The sequence below is a fragment of the Cupriavidus sp. GW823-FHT07B10 genome (assembly GCF_058794355.1).
The window spans coordinates 41,275-60,023 of the sequence record NZ_JBXAGS010000015.1 but is presented as its reverse complement, the minus strand read 5'-3'; the positions used below and the strand labels follow the sequence as shown (position 1 = coordinate 60,023).

The window sequence follows — 18,749 nt, the reverse complement described above, 5'->3', positions numbered from 1 at the left end:
CCGTGCCGTCCATGCGGGCCCGCCAGGGGCTTCAGGGAACGTCTCGCAACCGCCGCTTTTTGGCACTGGCGGGGGGCCTTTGGCGCTATAATCGCCAGCTATTTGCGTCAAATCGTGCCCGCCACACCGCCGATGCAATGAGTCGACCGGGGTCAAGGCCGCGCGGCTTGTTGTCGGCGACAATCAGGTCCGGTCCGGGAGACAGTCCGCAGCGCGCAAATAGCAACAGACCCAAGTCAGGCAAGGGCCGCAGCCAGCACGGGCGGTCCGCATGGGGCCGGACAGCGGTCAGCGAGTGACCAAGACCGGGCCAGAATAAGCAAGCCGAGCGTAAGCGGCCAGAAGGTTTCCTGCAAAACTGAGAGTTCTGTATGAGCGACGTCCACAACGAACACGACGAACACGAGTCTCCCATCAAGACCCCGAAGCAACTGATCGCAGTTGTGATCGCGGCTTTCCTGGTGCCGATCATCGTGATCATTCTGCTGGTCAACTTTGTCGGACACGGCTCGACTGAAAGCGCCGGCGCCGCCACCACGGCGGAAGCCGTCAACGACCGCATCAAGCCGGTTGCCTCGCTCGAAATCAAGGATCCCAACGCGCCGCGCGTCTTCAAGACGGGCGAGCAGGTCTACAAGGAAATCTGCGCCGCGTGCCACGCCACCGGCGCGGCGGGCGCACCCAAGTACGCCAACGCCGGCGACTGGACCGCGCGCATCGGCCAGGGCTTTGACGGCCTGATGAAGTCGGTGATAAACGGCAAGGGCGCGATGGCCGCGCGTGCCGGCACCACGCCGGACGACTACGCCGACTACGAACTGGCCCGTGCCGTGGTCTACATGGCCGACGCCGGCGGTGCCAAGTTCCCGGAACCGGCTGCCCCGGCTGCCGCCGCGCCGGCGACTGCCGCAGCCCCTGAAGCCGCCGCCGCTCCGGCCGCCGGTGCCGCGCCTGCACCGGCAGCTCCCTCGGCAGCGGCCCCGGCAGCTGCTGCCGCCGCACCCGCTGCTGCGCCGGCCGCCTCGGCCGACGTGGGCAAGAAGGTCTACGAGCAGGTCTGCGCCGCCTGCCACGCCGCCGGCGTGGCAGGTGCGCCCAAGTTCGGCGACAAGGCCGCCTGGGCGCCGCGCCTGAAGGAAGGCATGGACGCGGTCCACAACTTTGCGCTCAAGGGCAAGGGCGTGATGCCGCCCAAGGGTGGCTACGCCGGCCCGGACGCCGACGTGATCGCCGCCTCGGACTACATGGCCAACGCCGCCAAGTAAGTCCGCCTGCTGCAAACAAAAAGCCCGCGCACATTGCGCGGGCTTTTTTTCGTCCGTACCGCTTGCGCGGCCGCTACACCACGCGCGAGTACCGCGCCCGCGGCACGAAGCGCACCGGCTGCGCGCCATCGTTGGCGGCAACGGCCTGGGCACCCGTGGACGCTGGCCGCGCGGCGTCTTCGCGCAGGTAGCGGTCGAACACCATCGCCACGCGCCGCACCAGCAGCCGGCCCAGCGGCGTCACGGTGATGCGGTCCGGCGCGCATTGCACCAGTCCGTCCGCGCCCAGCGCGGCGAGGTCGGCCAGTTCCGGCGCAAAGGCCGTGCCGAAGCGGATGCCGTGGCGCGCTTCCAGCGCCGGGATATCGAGCACTCCATTGCACATCAGAGCGCCGATGATCTCGCGCCGCAGGTGGTCGTCGGCGCTCATCGCCACGCCGCGCGCCAGCGGCAGGCGGCCGTGGTCGAGCGCGCCGTAGTACTCGTCCAGCGTGCGCGCATTCTGCACGTAGCGCCCCGCGATCGCGCCGATCGCGGAAATGCCGAGCCCGACCTGGTCGTAGCCGGCATGCGTTGAGTAACCCTGGAAGTTGCGCTGCAGCCGCCCTTCGCGCTGGGCCACGGCGAGGTCGTCGTCGGGCAGCGCGAAATGGTCCATACCTATGTAGACGTAGCCCTCGGCGCTCAGCCGCTCGATGGTGGAGACCAGGATGTCGAGCTTCTCGCCGGCGGGCGGCAAGGCGTTTTCATCGATGCGGCGTTGCGGCTTGAACACATGCGGCAGGTGCGCGTAGCTATAGACCGAGAGCCGGTCGGGGCGCAGCGCCAGCACCTGATCGATGGTGCGGCCAAAGCGCGCCGCGGTCTGGTGCGGCAGGCCGTAGATCAGGTCCAGGCTGACCGAGCGGAAACCCAGCGTGCGTGCGGCATCCACCACGGCGCGGGTCTCTTCGAAGGGCTGGATGCGATGGATGGCCTGCTGGACCTTGGGATCGAAATCCTGCACGCCCAGGCTGACGCGGTTGAAGCCCAGTTCGGCCAGCAGCGCCATGCGGGCGTGGTCGACGCGGCGCGGATCGATCTCGATCGAATGCTCGCCCTCGGCCGCCAGCTCGAAATGCTCATGCAGCAGCGCCATCACGCGGCGCATCTCGCCGGGGTCGAGGAAGGTCGGCGTGCCCCCGCCCCAGTGCGACTGCAGCACCTGGCGACGCGGCCCGAGCCGGTCTGCCACCAGCGCCATTTCGCGGCCCAGGTAGTTGACGTAGCGGGCGCTGCGGCCATGGTCGCGCGTGATGATCTTGTTGCAGCCGCAGTAGTAGCAGATGTTCTCGCAGAACGGGATATGCAGGTACAGCGACAGCGGCGCCGGCGCGTCGGCGCGGCAGGCGGCCAGTGCGTCGTGGTACAGCGACAGGTCGGGGCCGTTGTGGAAGCGGTCGGCCGTCGGGTACGAGGTATAGCGCGGGCCGTTGCCGTCGATGCGGCCGGCCAGCGCACGGAAGTCGGACAGCGCGCGGCGGTCGGGCGCAGGGGAAGGTATGGCAGACGGGATCATGGGGGCGCGGGGGTATGAGTGTATGACGGCCCATCGTAGGGCCGCACCGCCGCCGGCGCGTTGACCGCCGTCAAGCGCGGGCATTGGACCCTGCGGGCGGCAGGCGTCACATTGGTGTCATGTGCGGCGGATACGCTGCGCGCCACCGCCGGCCCGCGCGTCACCTGCCCCCTGCAATGCCAACTCCCGACCAGACTCCGATGTTTCCGCCGTACCTACCGCTGCGCAGGCACCTGGCAGCACCGGCCCGGCACCGGCGCCGCCTGCTTGCCGCCGCCGGCGCGGCCCTGGCCCTGCCCGCCTGGCCAGCACTGTCGCAGGCGCGCCGCACGATCGTGGTCGGCCACCTGCTCGACCGCGGCGGCGCACAAGCCGACCTTGCGCGCGACTACCTGGCCGGGGCCAAGGTCATGTTCGACGCCGTCAACGCCGGCAACGGCCCGGTGCGCATCGCGCACGTGGTCCGCGACGCCGATCCCGACCCGCGCCGCGCGCTGGCGCAGGCGGTGTCGCTGGCCGATACCGACCGCGCCGAGCTGCTGTTCGGCCCGGGCGACCGGCTGTTGCCGGCGCTGGCGGCATCGGCCGAGCTGGGCCGGCGCGGCGTGCAGATCGTGGCGCCGCTGTCGGGCCTTGCGCTGACGGCCGACAACGTCTGGTTCACCCGTGCCGACTACCAGGCCGAACTGGACGCGGCGGTACGCCAGCTGCGCAGCTACGGCATGACCAGCATCGCGCTGGCCCTGGCGCCGGACTTCGCCGCCCCGTCGCTGGCCCGGCTGGAGGCGCAGACCGGGACGCGCGCGGTGCCGCTCGACGCCAATCCCGAGGCCGCCGCCCGGCGCATCGCCGCCACCCGCCCGGGCGCGGTGATCGTGGCGGGCGATACCCTCGCCTACGCCGGACTGGGCCGCGCGCTGGCGGTGCAGGGCTGGTACGGTTTCCTGGTCGGGCTGTCGTCGGTCAGCGCCACCGCCGCGCGCGAAATCCTGGGCGCTGGCTACAACGGCGGCATGGTGCTGACCCAGGTCGCGCCCGGGCCGCAACAGGCCACGCTGCGGGTGGTGAAGGAACACGTGGCGCGCATGAAGCAATACCTGGATGAGCCGCCGTCGCCGGCCACGCTGGCCGGCTATATCGGCGCGGCATGGCTGGCGCGCGCGCTGGCCGGCCTGCGCGGCAGCGGCGCGGCCGAGATGCGGCGGGCACTGCAGGGGCGCGTGGACGTGGGCGATTTCCCGCTCGACTTCACGCACGGGCAGCGCGGCTCGCAGTACGTCACGCTGGCGGCGTCAGCCGCGCGGTAGGGACAGGCGCGCGGGCAGGCCGCCTTCGGGGCGGTTGCTCAGGGTCAGCTCGCCGCCATGGCGCGCGGCAATGTCGGCCGCGATCGACAACCCCATGCCGACCCCGCCGGTGGCGCGGCTGCGCGAGGATTCGACGCAGTAGAACGGCTCGAGCAGCACAGCCGCCATACCAGGTATGCCTGCACCCGGCGTCTTGTCAGCCTGGTATGCCTTTGTATCGGGACTGTAGCGCCCCGTTCAGCCCGGGGCCGTCTTGCCGCCGGTTCCCAGCAGTGCCTTGAGCGCGCCGAGCCGGTCCTTGGGGCTCATCGCCGGGGTTTCATCCACCGGCGCAGGCGCCTCCTCCAGCTTCATCTCGCCGATAAAGCGCGAAGGCTGGCACGAGTAGGTTTCGCGCGCACGCTTGCGCTTCTTGCACCAGCTGACATGCAGGCTGCGCTGGGCGCGGGTGATGCCGACATACATCAGCCGCCGCTCTTCCTCGATCTTCTCGTCGCTCATGTCCTCGTCTTCGCGGCAGTGCGGCAGGATGCCCTCCTCCACACCGACCAGGAACACGTGCGGATACTCCAGCCCCTTGGACGCATGCAGCGTGGACAGCCGCACCGCGTCGGGATCTTCCTCGCGGCCTTCCAGCATGCTCATCAGCGCCACGGTCTGGGTCAGCTCCAGCAGGTTCTTGCCTTCGCTGCCGAAGCCGTCGGCATTGTCGAAACCGGTGGCTTCCTCGCCCTCGGCGCCTTCGGGCTTGGTGCCCTTGCGCTTGAGCCAGTCCAGGAATTCCAGCGTGTTGGTCCAGCGCGACTGCGCCTGCCGTTCGTCGAAGCTGTCGTACAGGTAGGCCTCGTAGTGGATCCCTTCCATCAGGTCGTCCAGCACCACGGTGGCGGGATCCTTGGCCGCGCGGTCGGCCAGCCGTACCATCGATTCGCAGAACACGCGCAGCGGCTCCAGCTGGCGCGGCTGCAGCTTGCCTTCGATACCGCCCATCATCGCGGCCTCGAACAGCGACACCTTGGCCTGTCCGGCAAAGGTGCCCAGCACTTCCAGCGTGGTGTTTCCCACGCCGCGGCGCGGCGTGGTGATGGCGCGGATAAAGGCGGGATCGTCGTCGGGATTGGCAATCAGGCGCAGGTAGGCGCAGATGTCCTTGATCTCGGCCTTGTCGAAGAAGCTCTGGCCGCCTGAAAGCACATAGGGAATGCGCTCGCGCCGCAGGATCTGCTCAAACAGCCGCGCCTGGTGGTTGCCGCGATACAGGATGGCGTAGTCGCGGAACTGCGCGCGGCGCTCGAACTTGTGCGCGGACAGGCGGAACACCACCGACTCGGCCTCGTGCTCCTCGTCGTTCATCGGGTGGATGGCGATGGGGTCGCCCATGCCGTGCTCGCTCCACAGCTTCTTGTCGAACAGCTTGGGATTGTTGGCGATAACCGCGTTGGCCGCTTCCAGGATGCGCACGGTGGAGCGGTAGTTCTGCTCCAGCTTGATCACCTTCAGGTCCGGAAAATCGGTCTGCAGCCCGCGCAGGTTGTCCAGCGTGGCGCCGCGCCAGCCGTAGATGGCCTGGTCGTCGTCGCCCACCGCGGTAAAGGCCGGCGCGCGCAGGTGCGAGCCGCCCGCCAGCAGCTTGAGCAACTGGTACTGGCAGGCGTTGGTGTCCTGGTATTCGTCGACCAGGAAGTAGCGCAGGCGGTTCTGCCACTTGAGCTGCACCGCTTCATTGCGCGCGAACAGTTCGGCCGGCAGGCGGATCAGGTCGTCGAAATCCACCGCCTGGTAGGCATGCAGCGTGGCCACGTAGTTGCGGTAGACCAGCGCGGCCTGGTGCTCGTCGGCATTGGCGGCCTGCGCGATCGCTGCCTCCGGATCGACCATGCCGTTCTTCCACAGCGAGATCGTGCCCTGCACGCCGCGGATCAGCTTCTTGTCGGTGGTGCCGAGCTGCTCCTGGATCAGGCCGAAGCAGTCGTCCGAATCCATGATCGAAAACTGCGGCTTCAGGCCCACGTGCTCGGCCTCCATGCGCAGGATCTGCACCCCGAGCGAGTGGAAGGTACAGACCGTCAGCTGTTTGAGCGGAATGCGCTTGCCCTCGCGCGTAGTCTTGCCCTCCATCAGCTTGCCGATGCGCTCCTGCATCTCCTTGGCGGCCTTGTTGGTAAAGGTGACGGCGGCGATATGGCGCGGCTCGAAGCCCTTGTCCTCGATCAGATGCGCGATCTTCTGCGTGATCACCCGGGTCTTGCCGGAGCCCGCCCCGGCCAGCACCAGGCAAGGGCCGTCCAGGTAGCGGACGGCTTCGGATTGGGCGGAGTTCAGGCCATGGGTCATGCGTGGGATGCGGTTGGAGGCAGGGAAATCGGCAGGAACAGCGGAAGGCCAGGCGGGACACGCCAGCACCCAAGAAACGGGCACGGCGGCAAAGCTGCCGATGTTAACACGCTGGCCGCGGCAGGTCAGTCAGCGCAAGCCGCGTTGACACGGCCGGTTGTGTCACCGGCGTAACACTTCGTAAAGGCCGGAGCCAATCGCGCAACCAAACGCTCTAACTAGTATGTCCCCCTGGCCTGCGCGGCGGGGTTGACATGCTTGAATCATCACATCGGAGCCAATAATGAAAACCCTGCAGACTTTGACCAAGGTGACCCTGATCGGCGTGACCGTCGCGGCCTTTGCCGGTTGCGCGGATATGACCCCGAAGCAGCGTAATACCGCCATTGGCGCGGGCGCGGGCGCCGTGGGCGGCGCCATCCTCACCGACGGTAGCGCGCTGGGTACGCTGGGTGGCGCGGCCGTGGGCGGCGTGATCGGTAACGTTGTCACCGACGACAAGAAGAAGTAAGCCAGACCACCGCAGCGACAGGTACGGCAGGCTCCCCTGGCCCGTTTGACAAAGGCCGGGGCCTCCCGTACATTGCGCGCATCCGACCGGGAGAGCGCGCATCGCCTGCGCCGCCGAAGGGGTATCACCCGAAAACTCTCAGGCACCACGGACCGATCGGATCGGCATGCAATATGCACACGATGCATGCCGAACTCTGGAGAGCGGCACCCGCCATTCGTGGCGAGCGTGCCCACCGAAGGGGCGCACGAGGACGGGGTCCGGCAGGATCCGCCTTGTAATCTCTCAGGTATCGAGGACAGAGGGGTCATCCGCCGCAGCGGATTGCCACGCCACATTCAGGCGCGGCGAGCATTGCGGCGGATGGCCCTTTTTTGTTTTCGCCAACCGAGACTGCCCCAGAGGATTCCATGACGCTCCAGGCCACGCCCCTCAACGCCATCCACCGCGCCCTCGGCGCCCGCATGGTTGATTTCGGCGGCTGGGACATGCCGGTCAACTACGGCTCCCAGATCGAAGAACACAATGCTGTGCGCACCGACGCCGGCATGTTCGACGTGTCGCACATGTGCGTGGTCGACCTCGCCGGCGCCAATACCCGCAGCTTCCTGCGCGGCCTGCTGGCCAACAATGTCGACAAGCTGCAGACCCCGGGCAAGGCGCTCTACTCCTGCATGCTGGATGAGAAAGGCGGCGTGATCGACGACCTGATCGTCTACTTCTTTGCCGAGGACCACTTCCGCCTGGTCGTCAACGCCAGCACCGCGCTGGGCGACATCGAATGGATCCGCGCGCGCAATGCCGCCACCGGCAGCGATGTGACCATCACGCCGCGCCGCGAGGACGTTGCGCCTGCAGGCGTGCAGCCTCTGGCGATCGTCGCCGTGCAGGGGCCCAACGCCCGCACCAAAGTGTGGAGCACTTTCCCCTCGACCCAGCCGTCGGACACGCTCAAGCCCTTCAACGCCGCCGTGGTCCAGGACCCGGCCCTCGGCGAGATCATGGTGGCGCGCACCGGCTACACCGGCGAAGACGGCTTCGAACTGGTGGTGCCGGCCGAGAACGTCGCCGCCGTCTGGGAAAAGCTGAACGCCGCCGGCGTGCGCCCGGCGGGCCTGGGCGCGCGCGACACGCTGCGCCTGGAAGCCGGCATGAACCTGTACGGCCAGGACATGGACATCAACACCTCGCCGCTGGATGCGGGCCTGGCCTGGACCGTTGACCTGCAGAGCGAGCGTGACTTCACCGGCAAGGCGGCACTGGCCGCAGCCGGTTCGCGCCAGCAATTCCTCGGCCTGATCCTGCGTGACAAAGGCGGCGTCCTGCGCGCCCACCAGAAAGTGATCACGCCGGCCGGTGACGGTGAAATCACCAGCGGCACCTTCAGCCCGTCGCTGTCGCAGTCCATCGCCTTTGCCCGCCTGCCCAAGGATGTCGCCGTGGGCGATACCGTGCAGGTGGAGATCCGCGACCGCAAACTCAACGCGACTGTGGTTAAACTGCCGTTTGTGCGTAATGGCAAGGCACTCGTGAGCTAAGCGCTCACCCAACGGTCGCCCTCGCCTGCCGGCGCTTGCCGGGCAGGCATCACCCAACAAGAAACAAATCTGTATCCGGAGAACCTTCATGAATTTCCCCGCTGACCTCAAGTACACCGAGTCGCATGAGTGGGTACGCGTCGAAGCCGACGGCACGCTCACCATCGGTATCACCGACCACGCGCAGGACGCGCTGGGCGACATCGTCTTCCTGGAACTGCCCGAAGTGGGCAAGTCGGTCGGTGCCGGCGACGCGCTGGCAGTGGTGGAATCGGTGAAGGCCGCTTCCGACATCTACGCCCCCGTGGCCGGCGAAGTGATCGCCGTCAACGAGGCCGCCACGGCTGCCCCGGAGAGCGTCAACGCCGACGCCTTCGACGCGTGGCTGTTCAAGCTCAAGCCGGCCAACGGCGACGACGTCAACGGCCTGATGTCGGCCGACGCCTACAAGGCCAGCGTCGGCGCCTGACGCCGGCCGCGCCGGTCCATGGTTGGACCGGCCACTGCAGACTGACGCGCGCCGTCCCGGCTGACCACCGGCCGGCGCGCACCCCACGAGGTTCTTGCCAATGAACGCCCCGCTTCCCATGAACGCCGCCCAAGTGAACCGGCCCACGCTGGCCGAACTGGAGGCGCGCGACGCCTTCGCCGCCCGCCATATCGGCCCCGATACCCCCGAACAGCAGCACATGCTGAAGGTGCTCGGCTATGACAGCCGCGCCGCGCTGATCGACGCCGTCATCCCCGCCGCCATCCGCCGCCGCGACGGCATGCCGATGGGCGAGTTCACCGAGCCGCTGAGCGAGGAAGCCGCGCTGGCCAGGCTGCGCGGCCTGGCAGGCAAGAACAGGGTGCTGAAGAGCTTTATCGGCCAGGGCTACTACAACACCGTCACGCCCGGCGTCATCCTGCGCAATATCTTCGAGAACCCGGCCTGGTACACCGCCTACACGCCCTACCAGCCGGAGATCTCGCAGGGCCGCCTGGAAGCGATGCTGAACTTCCAGCAGATGGTCACCGACCTGACCGGGCTGGATATCGCCAATGCATCGATGCTGGATGAAGGCACTGCCGCGGCCGAAGCCATGACGCTGCTGCAGCGCGTGAACAAGCACGATTCGAACACCTTCTATGTGGCCGACGACGTGCTGCCGCAGACGCTGGAAGTGGTACGCACGCGCGCGCTGCCGATGGGCATCGAGGTCAAGGTCGGCCCCGCCGCCGATGCCGCCGCGGCCAACGCCTTCGGCGTGCTGCTGCAGTATCCGGGCGTAAACGGCGACGTCAACGACTACCGCGCCATCGCCGACGCCGTGCACGCCGCCGGCGGCCTGGTGGTGGCTGCCGCCGACCTGCTGGCGCTGACGCTGATCGCCGCGCCTGGCGAATGGGGCGCCGACGTGGCCGTGGGCAACTCGCAGCGCTTCGGCGTACCGCTGGGCTTCGGCGGCCCGCACGCCGGCTATATGGCGGTGAAGGACGCCTTCAAGCGCTCGATGCCGGGCCGCCTGGTGGGCGTGACCATCGATGCGCAGGGCAACAAGGCCTATCGCCTGGCCCTGCAGACGCGCGAGCAGCATATCCGCCGCGAGAAGGCCACCTCGAACATCTGTACTGCGCAGGTGCTGCTGGCCGTAATGGCCTCGATGTATGCCGTCTACCACGGTCCGCAGGGCCTGAAGCGCATCGCGCAGCGCGTGCATCGCCTGACCGCGACGCTGGCCGCCGGCCTGGAAAAGCTCGGCTTCGCGCGCACCAACGCCAGCTTCTTCGATACGCTGACGCTGGAAACCGGCTTCAACACCGATGCCATCCATGCCGCGGCCACCGCGCGCGGCATCAACCTGCGCCATATCAGCGCCACGCGCGTCGGCATCTCGCTGGACGAGACCGCTACCCGTGCCGACGTGGTCGCGCTGTGGGAAGTATTCATGCAGGGCAAGCCGTTGCCCGCGGACGTGGACTTCGACAAGCTCGAGGCCGTCGCGCAGGACGGCTTCCCCTCCGAACTGGCACGCACCAGCGAATACCTGACCCACCCGGTGTTCAACACGCACCACGCCGAACACGAGATGCTGCGCTACCTGCGCATGCTGGCCGACAAGGACCTGGCGCTGGACCGCACCATGATCCCGCTGGGCTCGTGCACGATGAAGCTGAACGCCACCAGCGAGATGATCCCGGTGACCTGGCCCGAATTCAGCCAGATCCACCCGTTCGCGCCGCTGGACCAGACCGTGGGCTACCGCGAGATGATCGACCAGCTCGAGGCCATGCTGTGCGCCGCCACCGGCTACGCCGCGGTGAGCCTGCAACCCAACGCAGGCTCGCAGGGCGAGTACGCGGGCCTGCTGATCATCCATGCCTACCACGCCAGCCGCGGCGAGAGCCATCGCGACATCTGCCTGATCCCGTCGTCCGCACACGGCACCAACCCGGCGTCGGCGCAGATGGCCGGCATGAAGGTGGTGGTCGTAGCCTGCGATGAGGACGGCAACGTCGACCTGCAAGACCTGGCGAAGAAGGCCGAGCAGCACAGCAAGAACCTGGCGGCGATCATGATCACCTACCCGTCCACGCATGGCGTGTTCGAGCAGGGCGTGCAGCAGATTTGCGAGATCGTGCACCAGCACGGCGGCCAGGTGTACGTGGACGGCGCCAACATGAACGCCATGGTCGGTACCGCCGCGCCGGGCCAGTTCGGCGGCGACGTGTCCCACCTGAACCTGCACAAGACCTTCTGCATCCCGCACGGCGGCGGCGGCCCGGGCGTGGGCCCGGTTGCAGTCGGCGCGCACCTGGCTGACTTCCTGCCCAATCAGGACAGCGTCGGCTATCGCCGCGACGACCGCGGCATCGGCGGCGTTTCGGCGGCGCCGTTCGGCTCGGCCAGCATCCTGCCGATCTCGTGGATGTATATCGCGATGATGGGTTCGGCCGGCCTGACCGCCGCCACCGAGAACGCGATCCTGGCGGCCAACTATGTCGCCAAGCGCCTGGCCCCGTACTACCCGGTGCTGTACACCGGCCAGCACGACCTGGTCGCGCACGAGTGCATCCTGGACCTGCGCCCGCTGCAGAAGGACACCGGCATCAGCAATGAAGACGTGGCCAAGCGCCTGATGGACTACGGCTTCCACGCCCCGACCATGAGCTTCCCGGTGCCGGGCACGCTGATGATCGAGCCGACCGAGAGCGAGGCGCTGCACGAGCTGGACCGCTTTATCGACGCGATGATCGCGATCCGCCAGGAAATCGGCCGCGTTGCCGACGGCACCTTCGACCGCGACGACAACCCGCTCAAGCACGCGCCGCACACGGCCGCGGTGGTGACCGCCGACGAGTGGACCCACAAGTACACGCGCGAGGAAGCCGCGTACCCGGTGGCATCGCTGCGCACGCAGAAGTACTGGCCGCCGGTCGGCCGTGCCGACAACGTGTATGGTGACCGCAACCTGTTCTGCGCCTGCGTGCCGGTCAGCGACTACGTGGTGGACTGAGGCGTAGCGCCGCCGCAGCCGCGGCGGCCCGCCAACGAACTATGCTCGAGATGACGGGCATCGCGGTGTCGCGGTGCCCGCCGCAGCCACGCCAACCGACCAAGAAGAGCCTCTTCAGGGCCATCCCATTGCTGGAGACATTCCGTGGCAGTCAGCGTCTTTGATCTGTTCAAGGTGGGCATCGGCCCGTCGAGCTCGCATACCGTAGGCCCGATGCGCGCTGCGCTGATGTTCGCGCAGGGGCTTGAGCGCGACGGCCTGCTGCCGCAGGTGGCGAGCGTGCGTGCCGAGCTCTATGGCTCGCTGGGCGCCACCGGCAAGGGCCACGGCACCGACAAGGGCGTGATCCTCGGCCTGATGGGGGAAGCCCCCGACACCATCGATCCCGATTCGATCGACACGCGCCTGGCCGCGCTGCGCGCGGGCCGCGAGCTGTCCCTGCTGGGCCAGCATGTCGTGCCCTTTGTCGAGAAGGAGCACATCGCCTTCTACCGGCGCGAAGCGATGGCCGAGCACCCCAACGGCATGAAGTTTCATGCCTTCGACGCCGGCGGTGCATCGCTGCGCGAGGCGCGCTACCTGTCGGTCGGCGGCGGCTTCGTCGTGACCGCGGGCGCACCCAATACGCAGGTGCTCAATGCCGCGCAGCAGCTGCCGCACCCGTTCCGCAGCGGCAAGGACATGCTGGAGATGGCCACCGCCAGTGGCAAGAGCATCGCGCGGCTGATGATGGAAAACGAGCTGACCTGGCGCAGCGAGGCGGAAGTCACCAGCGGCCTGCTGCATATCTGGGATGTGATGCAGGCGTGCGTGGCGCGCGGCTGCCGCACCGACGGCGAGCTGCCGGGGCCATTCAGGGTCAAGCGCCGTGCGCCGGAGCTGTTCCGCAGCCTGACCGAGCGCGCCGAGCGCACCCTGTCCGACCCGCTCTCGGTGATGGACTGGGTCAACCTGTACGCCATCGCAGTCAATGAAGAGAACGCCGCCGGCGGGCGCGTGGTCACGGCACCTACCAACGGCGCGGCCGGCATCATCCCCGCGGTGCTGCACTACTACGACCGCTTCGTGCCGGGCGCCAGCAAGCAAGGCGTGGTCGACTTCCTGCTGACCGCGGGCGCGATCGGCCTGCTGTACAAGCTCAATGCGTCGATTTCCGGCGCCGAGGTCGGCTGCCAGGGCGAAGTCGGCGTGGCCTGCTCGATGGCCGCCGGCGCGCTGGCGGCGGTGCAGGGCGGCAGCCCGGCGCAGGTCGAGAACGCGGCCGAGATCGGCATGGAGCACAACCTCGGGCTGACCTGCGACCCGGTTGGCGGACTGGTGCAGATCCCGTGTATCGAGCGCAACGCAATGGCCTCGGTCAAGGCGGTCAACGCGGCGCGCATGGCCTTGCGCGGCGACGGCACGCACTACGTATCGCTCGATTCGGTGATCAAGACCATGCGCGAGACCGGTGCCGACATGAAGACCAAGTACAAGGAGACGGCGCGCGGCGGGCTGGCGGTGAATATCGTGGAATGCTAATGTCCGCGCGCGCAGCGCGGCGTATCATGGCGGCGTTCCCCGAACGAAAAACAAGAGGGCAGCCATGCAGACCTTCCACCAGCTGTTCGACGACACCTCGTCCACCTTCACCTACCTGCTGATCGACGCCGCCACCGGGGACGCGCTGCTGATCGATCCGGTCGACCACCAGCTGGAACGCGACCTGGCGCTGCTGAAGTCAACCGGCGCGCGGCTGGCGTGGGTCATCGAGACCCATGCCCATGCCGACCACATCACCTCGGCCGGCCACCTTGCGCTGCAGACCGGCGCGCACACCGCGGCGCCGTCCGGCTGCGATATCAAGCCCGCGCAGAAGCAGCTGATCGACGGCGACACTGTCGCCTTCGGCAAGCAGGTGCTGCGCGCCATCCATACGCCCGGGCACACCGCCGGCAGCATGAGCTACCTGTGGGAAGAGCCCACGCCCGACGGCATCGTGCGCCGCGTCTTCACCGGCGATGCCCTGCTGATCGACGGCTGCGGCCGCACCGACTTCCAGTCGGGCGACGCCGGCACGCTCTACGACAGCCTGACCAGGAAGCTGTTTGCGCTGCCCGACGACACGCAGGTCTATCCGGCCCACGACTACAAGGGCCGCACCTCGTCCACCATCGGCCAGGAGCGCGCCCACAACAGCCGCGTCGCCGGCCGCACGCGTGAAGAGTTCATCGAGATGATGCGCAACCTGAACCTGCCGCGCCCGAAGCTGATCGATGTCGCCGTGGCGGCCAACCAGCGCCTGGGCCTGCGCGACGGCGAAAGCGTGCCGCACGGCGCCTGAGGTTTTCCTAACGTTAGGAGTCTTTGCATGTCCACATACACCGCTGAAGTCCTGTGGCAACGCGACGGGCAGGATTTCGCCGGCAACCGCTACAGCCGCAGGCATGTGCTGCGCTTTGACGGTGGCGCGGAAGTCCCGGGATCGTCATCACCCCATGTGGTGCCATTGCCGATGTCGGATGCGAGCGCGGTCGATCCCGAAGAGATGTTCATCGCCTCGCTGTCCAGCTGCCACATGCTGTGGTTCCTGTCGCTGGCGGCGAAGCAACGCTTTGTCGTCGACCGCTACCTGGATGCGGCCACCGGTGTGATGGAAAAGAACGCGGACGGGCAGACGGCGATGACCGTGGTGACGCTGCGCCCTCAGGTGACGTTTGGCGGCGAGCGCGAGCCCACGCGCGAAGAACTCGATGCCCTGCACCACGCCGCGCATGGCGCCTGCTTTATCGCCAACTCGGTCAGGACCGAGGTGCGCTGCGAACCGGTGTTCGCCTGCGCCTGAGCGCGTTGCCATGCCTGCCATCTCCCCGGCACCGGCGCCAGCGCGGCTGGTGTCGCCGCGGACTGAATCGGTTCGCCGCAGGGTGCTGCGCTGGCTCGGTGCGGGACTGGTCCTGCTTGCCGGAATCAGCATGATGCAGGATCACTTCCTCTACTTTCCCGATAAAGCCTCGGTCGACGCCATGGTCTCGCCCGGGCTGCGCGCCTGGCCGGGGCCGCAGGACTTTCGCGGCCTTGTCGCCGAACCGGCCGGACCGGCGCGCGCCACCGCCATGGTCTTTCACGGCAATGCCGGGCACGCCGGGCATCGCGGCTACTACGCCAGCGCGCTGACGAAGCTGGGCCTTCGCGTGATCCTGGCCGAGTACCCGGCCTACGGCCCGCGCACCGGCGCACTCGGCGAGCGCAGCTTCGTGGCAGACGCGGAACAATCGATTGCGCTGGCCCGGCGCCAGTTCGGCGGCCCGCTGCTGCTGGTCGGCGAGTCGCTGGGCGCGGGCGTGGCCGCAGCGGCCGCGGCGCGCCAGCGCGAGAGCGTCGCCGGCGTGCTGCTGATCACGCCGTGGGACAAGCTTGTGCATATTGCCTCGCATCACTATCCCTGGCTGCCGGCCGGCTGGGTGCTGCGCGACCGCTACGACAGCGCGGCCAACCTGGAAGGCTTCGGCCGCCCGGTGATGGTCGCGGTCGCCGAACGCGACACCATCGTGCCGGCACGCTTCGGCCAGGCGCTCTATGCGTCGCTGGGCGAACCGCGGCGGCTCGCGGTGATCGGCGGCGCCGGGCATAACGACTGGGCCGGGCATGTCGATACGGCCTGGTGGCAGGAAGCGGTCGCGTTCCTGCTGTCCCCGCCACCCACTACAAACAAATAACATCGGGCCGTCAAAACGCTGATTTGACTTACCCCTGCGTGCCGCAAATACTGGCCTTCACAGAACGGCTCGCCACTTGCGCACCGGTCGGTGCGTCCAGCGTCGCGTAGCCGACACCCGTGGGGGAACATCATCATGAAGCAATGCCCGCATCGCAAGCTGTACCGTGGCCTCGGCGTACTGGCCGCGGCGATCGCGCTGACCCCGGCGCTGATCCCGGCTCAGGCCATGGCGCAGAACAAGCCCATGGCCTATCCGGCCAAGGGCCAGAGTCAGCAACAGCAGGCCAGCGACGACGGCGCCTGCTACAGCTGGGCCAAGCAGCAGACCGGCGTGGATCCGGCACAGGCCGCCAACGCCCCGCCGCCGGCCCAGGCGCAGAGCGGCCAGCGCGTGCGGGGTGCCGCGGGCGGCGCCGCGGCGGGCGCGGTGGTGGGCGCGATGGCAGGCGATGCCGGCAAGGGTGCGGCGGTCGGCGCTGCAGCGGGTACGGTGGGGGGCGGCGTGGCGCACCGGCAGTCGCGCCGCCAGGCGAACGCGGCCAACCAGCAGGCGGCGGCCAATACCAGCCAGGCGATGGGCTCGTACTACCAAGCCTGGGGCGCCTGCATGCAGGGGCGCGGCTACAGCGTCAAATAAGACAAGGGGCAGCCTGGCGCAGGCTCAGGCAGCCCACCGGTCACACGCCTTGCGCACCGTTTCACGCTGGCTGCGCGCATCGGCATCGACCTGGCGCAGCCACTCGGCGTCGCCGTCGCGGCGCTCGGCCAGCGCGCGGATATTGGCCAGCGCCTCCAGCGAGCCGAGTGCCTCGGCGTGCGGCACCAGCGCGTCGCAGATCGACAGGATGTGGTCGGCGATCGGCATGCGCGTCAGTTCGTTGGGATGCACGTACTCCCCCTCCAGCCCGAAACGGCAGGCCTGGAAGCGGTTGAAGGTGTACACCAGGTAATCGTCTTCCTGCGGCATGAAGGGGCGCGACAGCAGCAGGTAGCGCGCCAGCATCTGGATATAGGCGGCGATATCGCAGGCGCGCTGCACCGTCAGCGGCGTGTCCATCACGCGGACCTCGATGGTGCCGAACTCGGGCTTGGGCCGGATATCCCAGTAGAAGTCCTTCATGCTCTCGATCACGCCGGTATTGCGCATTTTCTCGAAATACGCGGTGAAGGCGTCCCACGTCAGCAGGAACGGCGCCCGCCCGCTCATCGGGAAGGCCGCGACCGAATTCAGCCGCGCCGAGGCAAAGCCGGTATCCACGCCCTGCACATAGGGCGAGGATGCCGCCAGCGCCACAAAGTGCGGCACATAGCGGCCGATGGCGTGCAGCAGGAACAGCGATTCGTCGGCGCTGGGGCAGCCGATATGCACGTGCTGGCCGAACACCGTGAACTGCTTGGCGAGGTAGCCGTACAGCTCTGAGATGTACTGGTAGCGCGGCGAATCCGAGATGGTGCGGTCGGCCCACTGCTGGAACGGGTGGGTGCCGCCGCCGGCAATGCCCAGGTTCAGCGAGCGCGAGGCCGCCACCATCAGGTCGCGCATCACAGTCAGCTCTTCCAGCGCCTGCTGGTAGGTGTGGCAGATCCCGGTGCTGATCTCGATCATCGACGGGCTGATCTCCGGCTTGATGTCGCCGGCATGCTCGGCGCCCTTGAGCGCGCGCAGCAGGTCGGGCGCGAACGGGGCCAGGTCATAGTCATGCCGGTTGACCAGCTGCAGCTCCAGCTCCACGCCGAAGGTCAGCGCCTCAGAGTGCTTGAACGTTTCGAGCGACATCAGCGCCCTCCTCCATTGGCCCGGATGTCGACGCGGACTTCGCCTGCGTAGCGCAGCGCCCAGGCCGCGATCACCGGACCGAAAAGTTGTTCGATTGCCAGCGCGCACAGGATGATGGCCGCCAGCGGCTGGCCGGTACCGGGGTAGAGCCGCGCCACGTCATGCATCAGCAGGTAGGCGAGGCCCGACATCGGCGCCAGCGCCAGCCCCAGCGCCATGCACTGGCGCAGGCTCAGGCCCGAGAACGAGCCCAGCGAGACCACGCCGGCCAGCTTGGCCACATGGCGCAGCACCACCAGCGCGATGGCGTAAACGCCGCCCACGGCCCAGTCCTGTGCCGTCAGCGGCAGGCCCAGCGACACCACCATCACGATGATCAGCAGGCTGCCGGCGCTGCCGAAATGCGGCGGCCACACATGCGGCTGGTTGTCCTGGTGCTTGAACACGACACCGGCCAGCATCAGCGTCAGCGGCATCGACAATTTTAGTACCCGGGTCAGCGCCAGCGTGAACAGCACCAGGCCCACCAGCACCAGGAAGCTGTAGTGGTCGTCGGCCGACATGCGGTCATAGATGGCATGGCCGAGCTTGCCCACCACCCACGCCAGCAGGCACGAGCCCACCAGCAGGTACAGCGGATGCAGCAGCGCCGCGCCCAGGTTGCCGTATTCCGAATGCAGCCAGCCGGTGGCGACCTGCACGATGGCAGCGGCGTAGATGCTGTTGAGTGCGGCCATCGCCATCAGGCGCTCGGTGACCTGGCCGTCGGCGCGCAACTCATTCTTGAGCTGCAGCACGATGGTGGGCGAGGTGCTGACCGCGATGCCGCCGGCCAGGATCGCCACGCCGGGCGAGGCGCCGATCCATTGCAGCACCGCCGCCACCAGGCCCCAGGTCAGCAGGCTTTCAAAGGCACTGGTCAGCAGCAGCCAGCGGTTGGCGCGCAGCCAGGTCAGCGAGAGGCGATGCCCGAGTTCGAACAAGGCCAGCGCCAGCGCCATATCGATCAGGATACGGGTCTGGTTGATCATGTTCTCGTCGACGATGCCGCGCCCCAGCATGCCGGCGCAAAGCCCCGCCGCGGCATACCCGACGATGCGCGGGCAGCGCAGCCAGCGCCGGCTCAGCTCACCGGCCAGGCCGGCGCCGACCAGCGCCAGCCCGACCCAGAACAGGCCGCCGGGCGCGAGCGGGAGGCTTGGAAAAAGTTGGCTCAGTCCGTTCATGGCGACATGGTAATGTAAGCACTTCACAATCCA

General features: G+C 68.1%; 15 protein-coding genes, 1 pseudogene and 2 riboswitches. Of the genes and pseudogenes, 11 read left to right on the top strand and 5 right to left on the bottom strand.

Features of this window, described 5'->3' with window-relative positions; genetic code table 11:
* The first annotated feature begins 371 nt into the window (after window positions 1–371).
* Complete coding sequence (locus tag AC1Q6V_RS25650; RefSeq protein ID WP_011616216.1) at window positions 372–1,265, top strand: c-type cytochrome; 894 nt, start codon at window positions 372–374, stop codon at window positions 1,263–1,265.
* Window positions 1,266–1,338: 73 nt separating this feature from the next.
* Here the strand turns inward: AC1Q6V_RS25650 and hemN are convergent, their stop codons facing one another.
* Window positions 1,339–2,823: an oxygen-independent coproporphyrinogen III oxidase gene (hemN, locus tag AC1Q6V_RS25645; RefSeq protein ID WP_439668401.1), complete on the bottom strand. Its 1,485-nt coding sequence runs from the start codon at window positions 2,821–2,823 to the stop codon at window positions 1,339–1,341.
* 176 nt (window positions 2,824–2,999) lie between these two features.
* On the opposite strand from hemN, the gene AC1Q6V_RS25640 reads away from it, so the two are divergent.
* Window positions 3,000–4,130: an ABC transporter substrate-binding protein gene (locus tag AC1Q6V_RS25640; protein WP_037024928.1), complete on the top strand. Its 1,131-nt coding sequence runs from the start codon at window positions 3,000–3,002 to the stop codon at window positions 4,128–4,130.
* Here AC1Q6V_RS25640 and AC1Q6V_RS25635 read toward each other — a convergent pair.
* Both AC1Q6V_RS25635 and AC1Q6V_RS25630 read right to left on the bottom strand, forming a co-directional pair.
* A pseudogene (locus AC1Q6V_RS25635) lies at window positions 4,116–4,310 on the bottom strand (ATP-binding protein); the annotation flags it as partial. The gene AC1Q6V_RS25640 and the pseudogene AC1Q6V_RS25635 overlap by 15 nt on opposite strands.
* A 57-nt stretch (window positions 4,311–4,367) precedes the next feature.
* Window positions 4,368–6,464, bottom strand: a complete 2,097-nt coding sequence (locus tag AC1Q6V_RS25630; protein ID WP_010812166.1) for a UvrD-helicase domain-containing protein — start codon at window positions 6,462–6,464, stop codon at window positions 4,368–4,370.
* 283 nt (window positions 6,465–6,747) lie between these two features.
* Between AC1Q6V_RS25630 and AC1Q6V_RS25625 the strand changes: the two genes are divergently transcribed.
* From AC1Q6V_RS25625 to AC1Q6V_RS25585, 9 genes are all read left to right on the top strand, one after another.
* Window positions 6,748–6,975 (top strand): YMGG-like glycine zipper-containing protein, encoded by a 228-nt coding sequence (locus tag AC1Q6V_RS25625; RefSeq protein WP_010812167.1) that lies wholly within the window; start codon window positions 6,748–6,750, stop codon window positions 6,973–6,975.
* 77 nt (window positions 6,976–7,052) lie between these two features.
* Window positions 7,053–7,140: riboswitch (glycine riboswitch) on the top strand.
* Window positions 7,141–7,161: 21 nt separating this feature from the next.
* Window positions 7,162–7,287, top strand: a riboswitch (glycine riboswitch).
* Between the two features lie 98 nt (window positions 7,288–7,385).
* Window positions 7,386–8,513, top strand: coding sequence for a glycine cleavage system aminomethyltransferase GcvT (gene gcvT, locus AC1Q6V_RS25620; protein WP_439668402.1), 1,128 nt, complete (start codon window positions 7,386–7,388; stop codon window positions 8,511–8,513).
* A gap of 88 nt (window positions 8,514–8,601) precedes the next feature.
* On the top strand, window positions 8,602–8,982 hold the full coding sequence (gcvH, locus tag AC1Q6V_RS25615) for a glycine cleavage system protein GcvH (protein WP_010812169.1): 381 nt from the start codon (window positions 8,602–8,604) through the stop codon (window positions 8,980–8,982).
* 100 nt (window positions 8,983–9,082) lie between these two features.
* Window positions 9,083–12,013 (top strand): aminomethyl-transferring glycine dehydrogenase, encoded by a 2,931-nt coding sequence (gcvP, locus tag AC1Q6V_RS25610; protein WP_439671068.1) that lies wholly within the window; start codon window positions 9,083–9,085, stop codon window positions 12,011–12,013.
* Window positions 12,014–12,157: 144 nt separating this feature from the next.
* Complete coding sequence (locus tag AC1Q6V_RS25605) at window positions 12,158–13,534, top strand: L-serine ammonia-lyase (protein ID WP_010812171.1); 1,377 nt, start codon at window positions 12,158–12,160, stop codon at window positions 13,532–13,534.
* Window positions 13,535–13,598: 64 nt separating this feature from the next.
* A complete protein-coding gene (locus tag AC1Q6V_RS25600) occupies window positions 13,599–14,336 on the top strand; it encodes an MBL fold metallo-hydrolase (protein ID WP_010812172.1) in 738 nt (245 codons plus the stop codon).
* A 27-nt stretch (window positions 14,337–14,363) separates the two neighbouring features.
* Entirely contained in the window at window positions 14,364–14,837 is a 474-nt protein-coding gene (locus AC1Q6V_RS25595; RefSeq protein ID WP_010812173.1) for an OsmC family protein, read from the top strand.
* Between the two features lie 10 nt (window positions 14,838–14,847).
* On the top strand, window positions 14,848–15,711 hold the full coding sequence (locus AC1Q6V_RS25590; RefSeq protein ID WP_454749989.1) for an alpha/beta hydrolase: 864 nt from the start codon (window positions 14,848–14,850) through the stop codon (window positions 15,709–15,711).
* Window positions 15,712–15,846: 135 nt separating this feature from the next.
* A complete protein-coding gene (locus AC1Q6V_RS25585; protein ID WP_010812175.1) occupies window positions 15,847–16,350 on the top strand; it encodes a glycine zipper domain-containing protein in 504 nt (167 codons plus the stop codon).
* Between the two features lie 24 nt (window positions 16,351–16,374).
* On the opposite strand, the gene AC1Q6V_RS25580 is transcribed toward AC1Q6V_RS25585, so the two are convergent.
* Complete coding sequence (locus AC1Q6V_RS25580; RefSeq protein WP_010812176.1) at window positions 16,375–17,490, bottom strand: YbdK family carboxylate-amine ligase; 1,116 nt, start codon at window positions 17,488–17,490, stop codon at window positions 16,375–16,377.
* A complete protein-coding gene (locus AC1Q6V_RS25575) occupies window positions 17,490–18,716 on the bottom strand; it encodes a cation:proton antiporter (RefSeq protein ID WP_010812177.1) in 1,227 nt (408 codons plus the stop codon). The genes AC1Q6V_RS25580 and AC1Q6V_RS25575 overlap by 1 nt, the downstream gene beginning before the upstream one ends.
* Window positions 18,717–18,749: the final 33 nt, after the last annotated feature.

Bases quoted from the DNA above. Each gene is read 5' to 3' on its own strand.
- AC1Q6V_RS25650 (WP_011616216.1), top strand. From the start codon at position 372: ATGAGCGACGTCCACAACGAACACGACGAACACGAGTCTCCCATCAAG.
- hemN (WP_439668401.1), bottom strand. From the start codon at position 2,823: ATGATCCCGTCTGCCATACCTTCCCCTGCGCCCGACCGCCGCGCGCTG.
- AC1Q6V_RS25640 (WP_037024928.1), top strand. From the start codon at position 3,000: ATGCCAACTCCCGACCAGACTCCGATGTTTCCGCCGTACCTACCGCTG.
- AC1Q6V_RS25630 (WP_010812166.1), bottom strand. From the start codon at position 6,464: ATGACCCATGGCCTGAACTCCGCCCAATCCGAAGCCGTCCGCTACCTG.
- AC1Q6V_RS25625 (WP_010812167.1), top strand. From the start codon at position 6,748: ATGAAAACCCTGCAGACTTTGACCAAGGTGACCCTGATCGGCGTGACC.
- gcvT (WP_439668402.1), top strand. From the start codon at position 7,386: ATGACGCTCCAGGCCACGCCCCTCAACGCCATCCACCGCGCCCTCGGC.
- gcvH (WP_010812169.1), top strand. From the start codon at position 8,602: ATGAATTTCCCCGCTGACCTCAAGTACACCGAGTCGCATGAGTGGGTA.
- gcvP (WP_439671068.1), top strand. From the start codon at position 9,083: ATGAACGCCCCGCTTCCCATGAACGCCGCCCAAGTGAACCGGCCCACG.
- AC1Q6V_RS25600 (WP_010812172.1), top strand. From the start codon at position 13,599: ATGCAGACCTTCCACCAGCTGTTCGACGACACCTCGTCCACCTTCACC.
- AC1Q6V_RS25595 (WP_010812173.1), top strand. From the start codon at position 14,364: ATGTCCACATACACCGCTGAAGTCCTGTGGCAACGCGACGGGCAGGAT.
- AC1Q6V_RS25590 (WP_454749989.1), top strand. From the start codon at position 14,848: ATGCCTGCCATCTCCCCGGCACCGGCGCCAGCGCGGCTGGTGTCGCCG.
- AC1Q6V_RS25585 (WP_010812175.1), top strand. From the start codon at position 15,847: ATGAAGCAATGCCCGCATCGCAAGCTGTACCGTGGCCTCGGCGTACTG.
- AC1Q6V_RS25580 (WP_010812176.1), bottom strand. From the start codon at position 17,490: ATGTCGCTCGAAACGTTCAAGCACTCTGAGGCGCTGACCTTCGGCGTG.
- AC1Q6V_RS25575 (WP_010812177.1), bottom strand. From the start codon at position 18,716: ATGAACGGACTGAGCCAACTTTTTCCAAGCCTCCCGCTCGCGCCCGGC.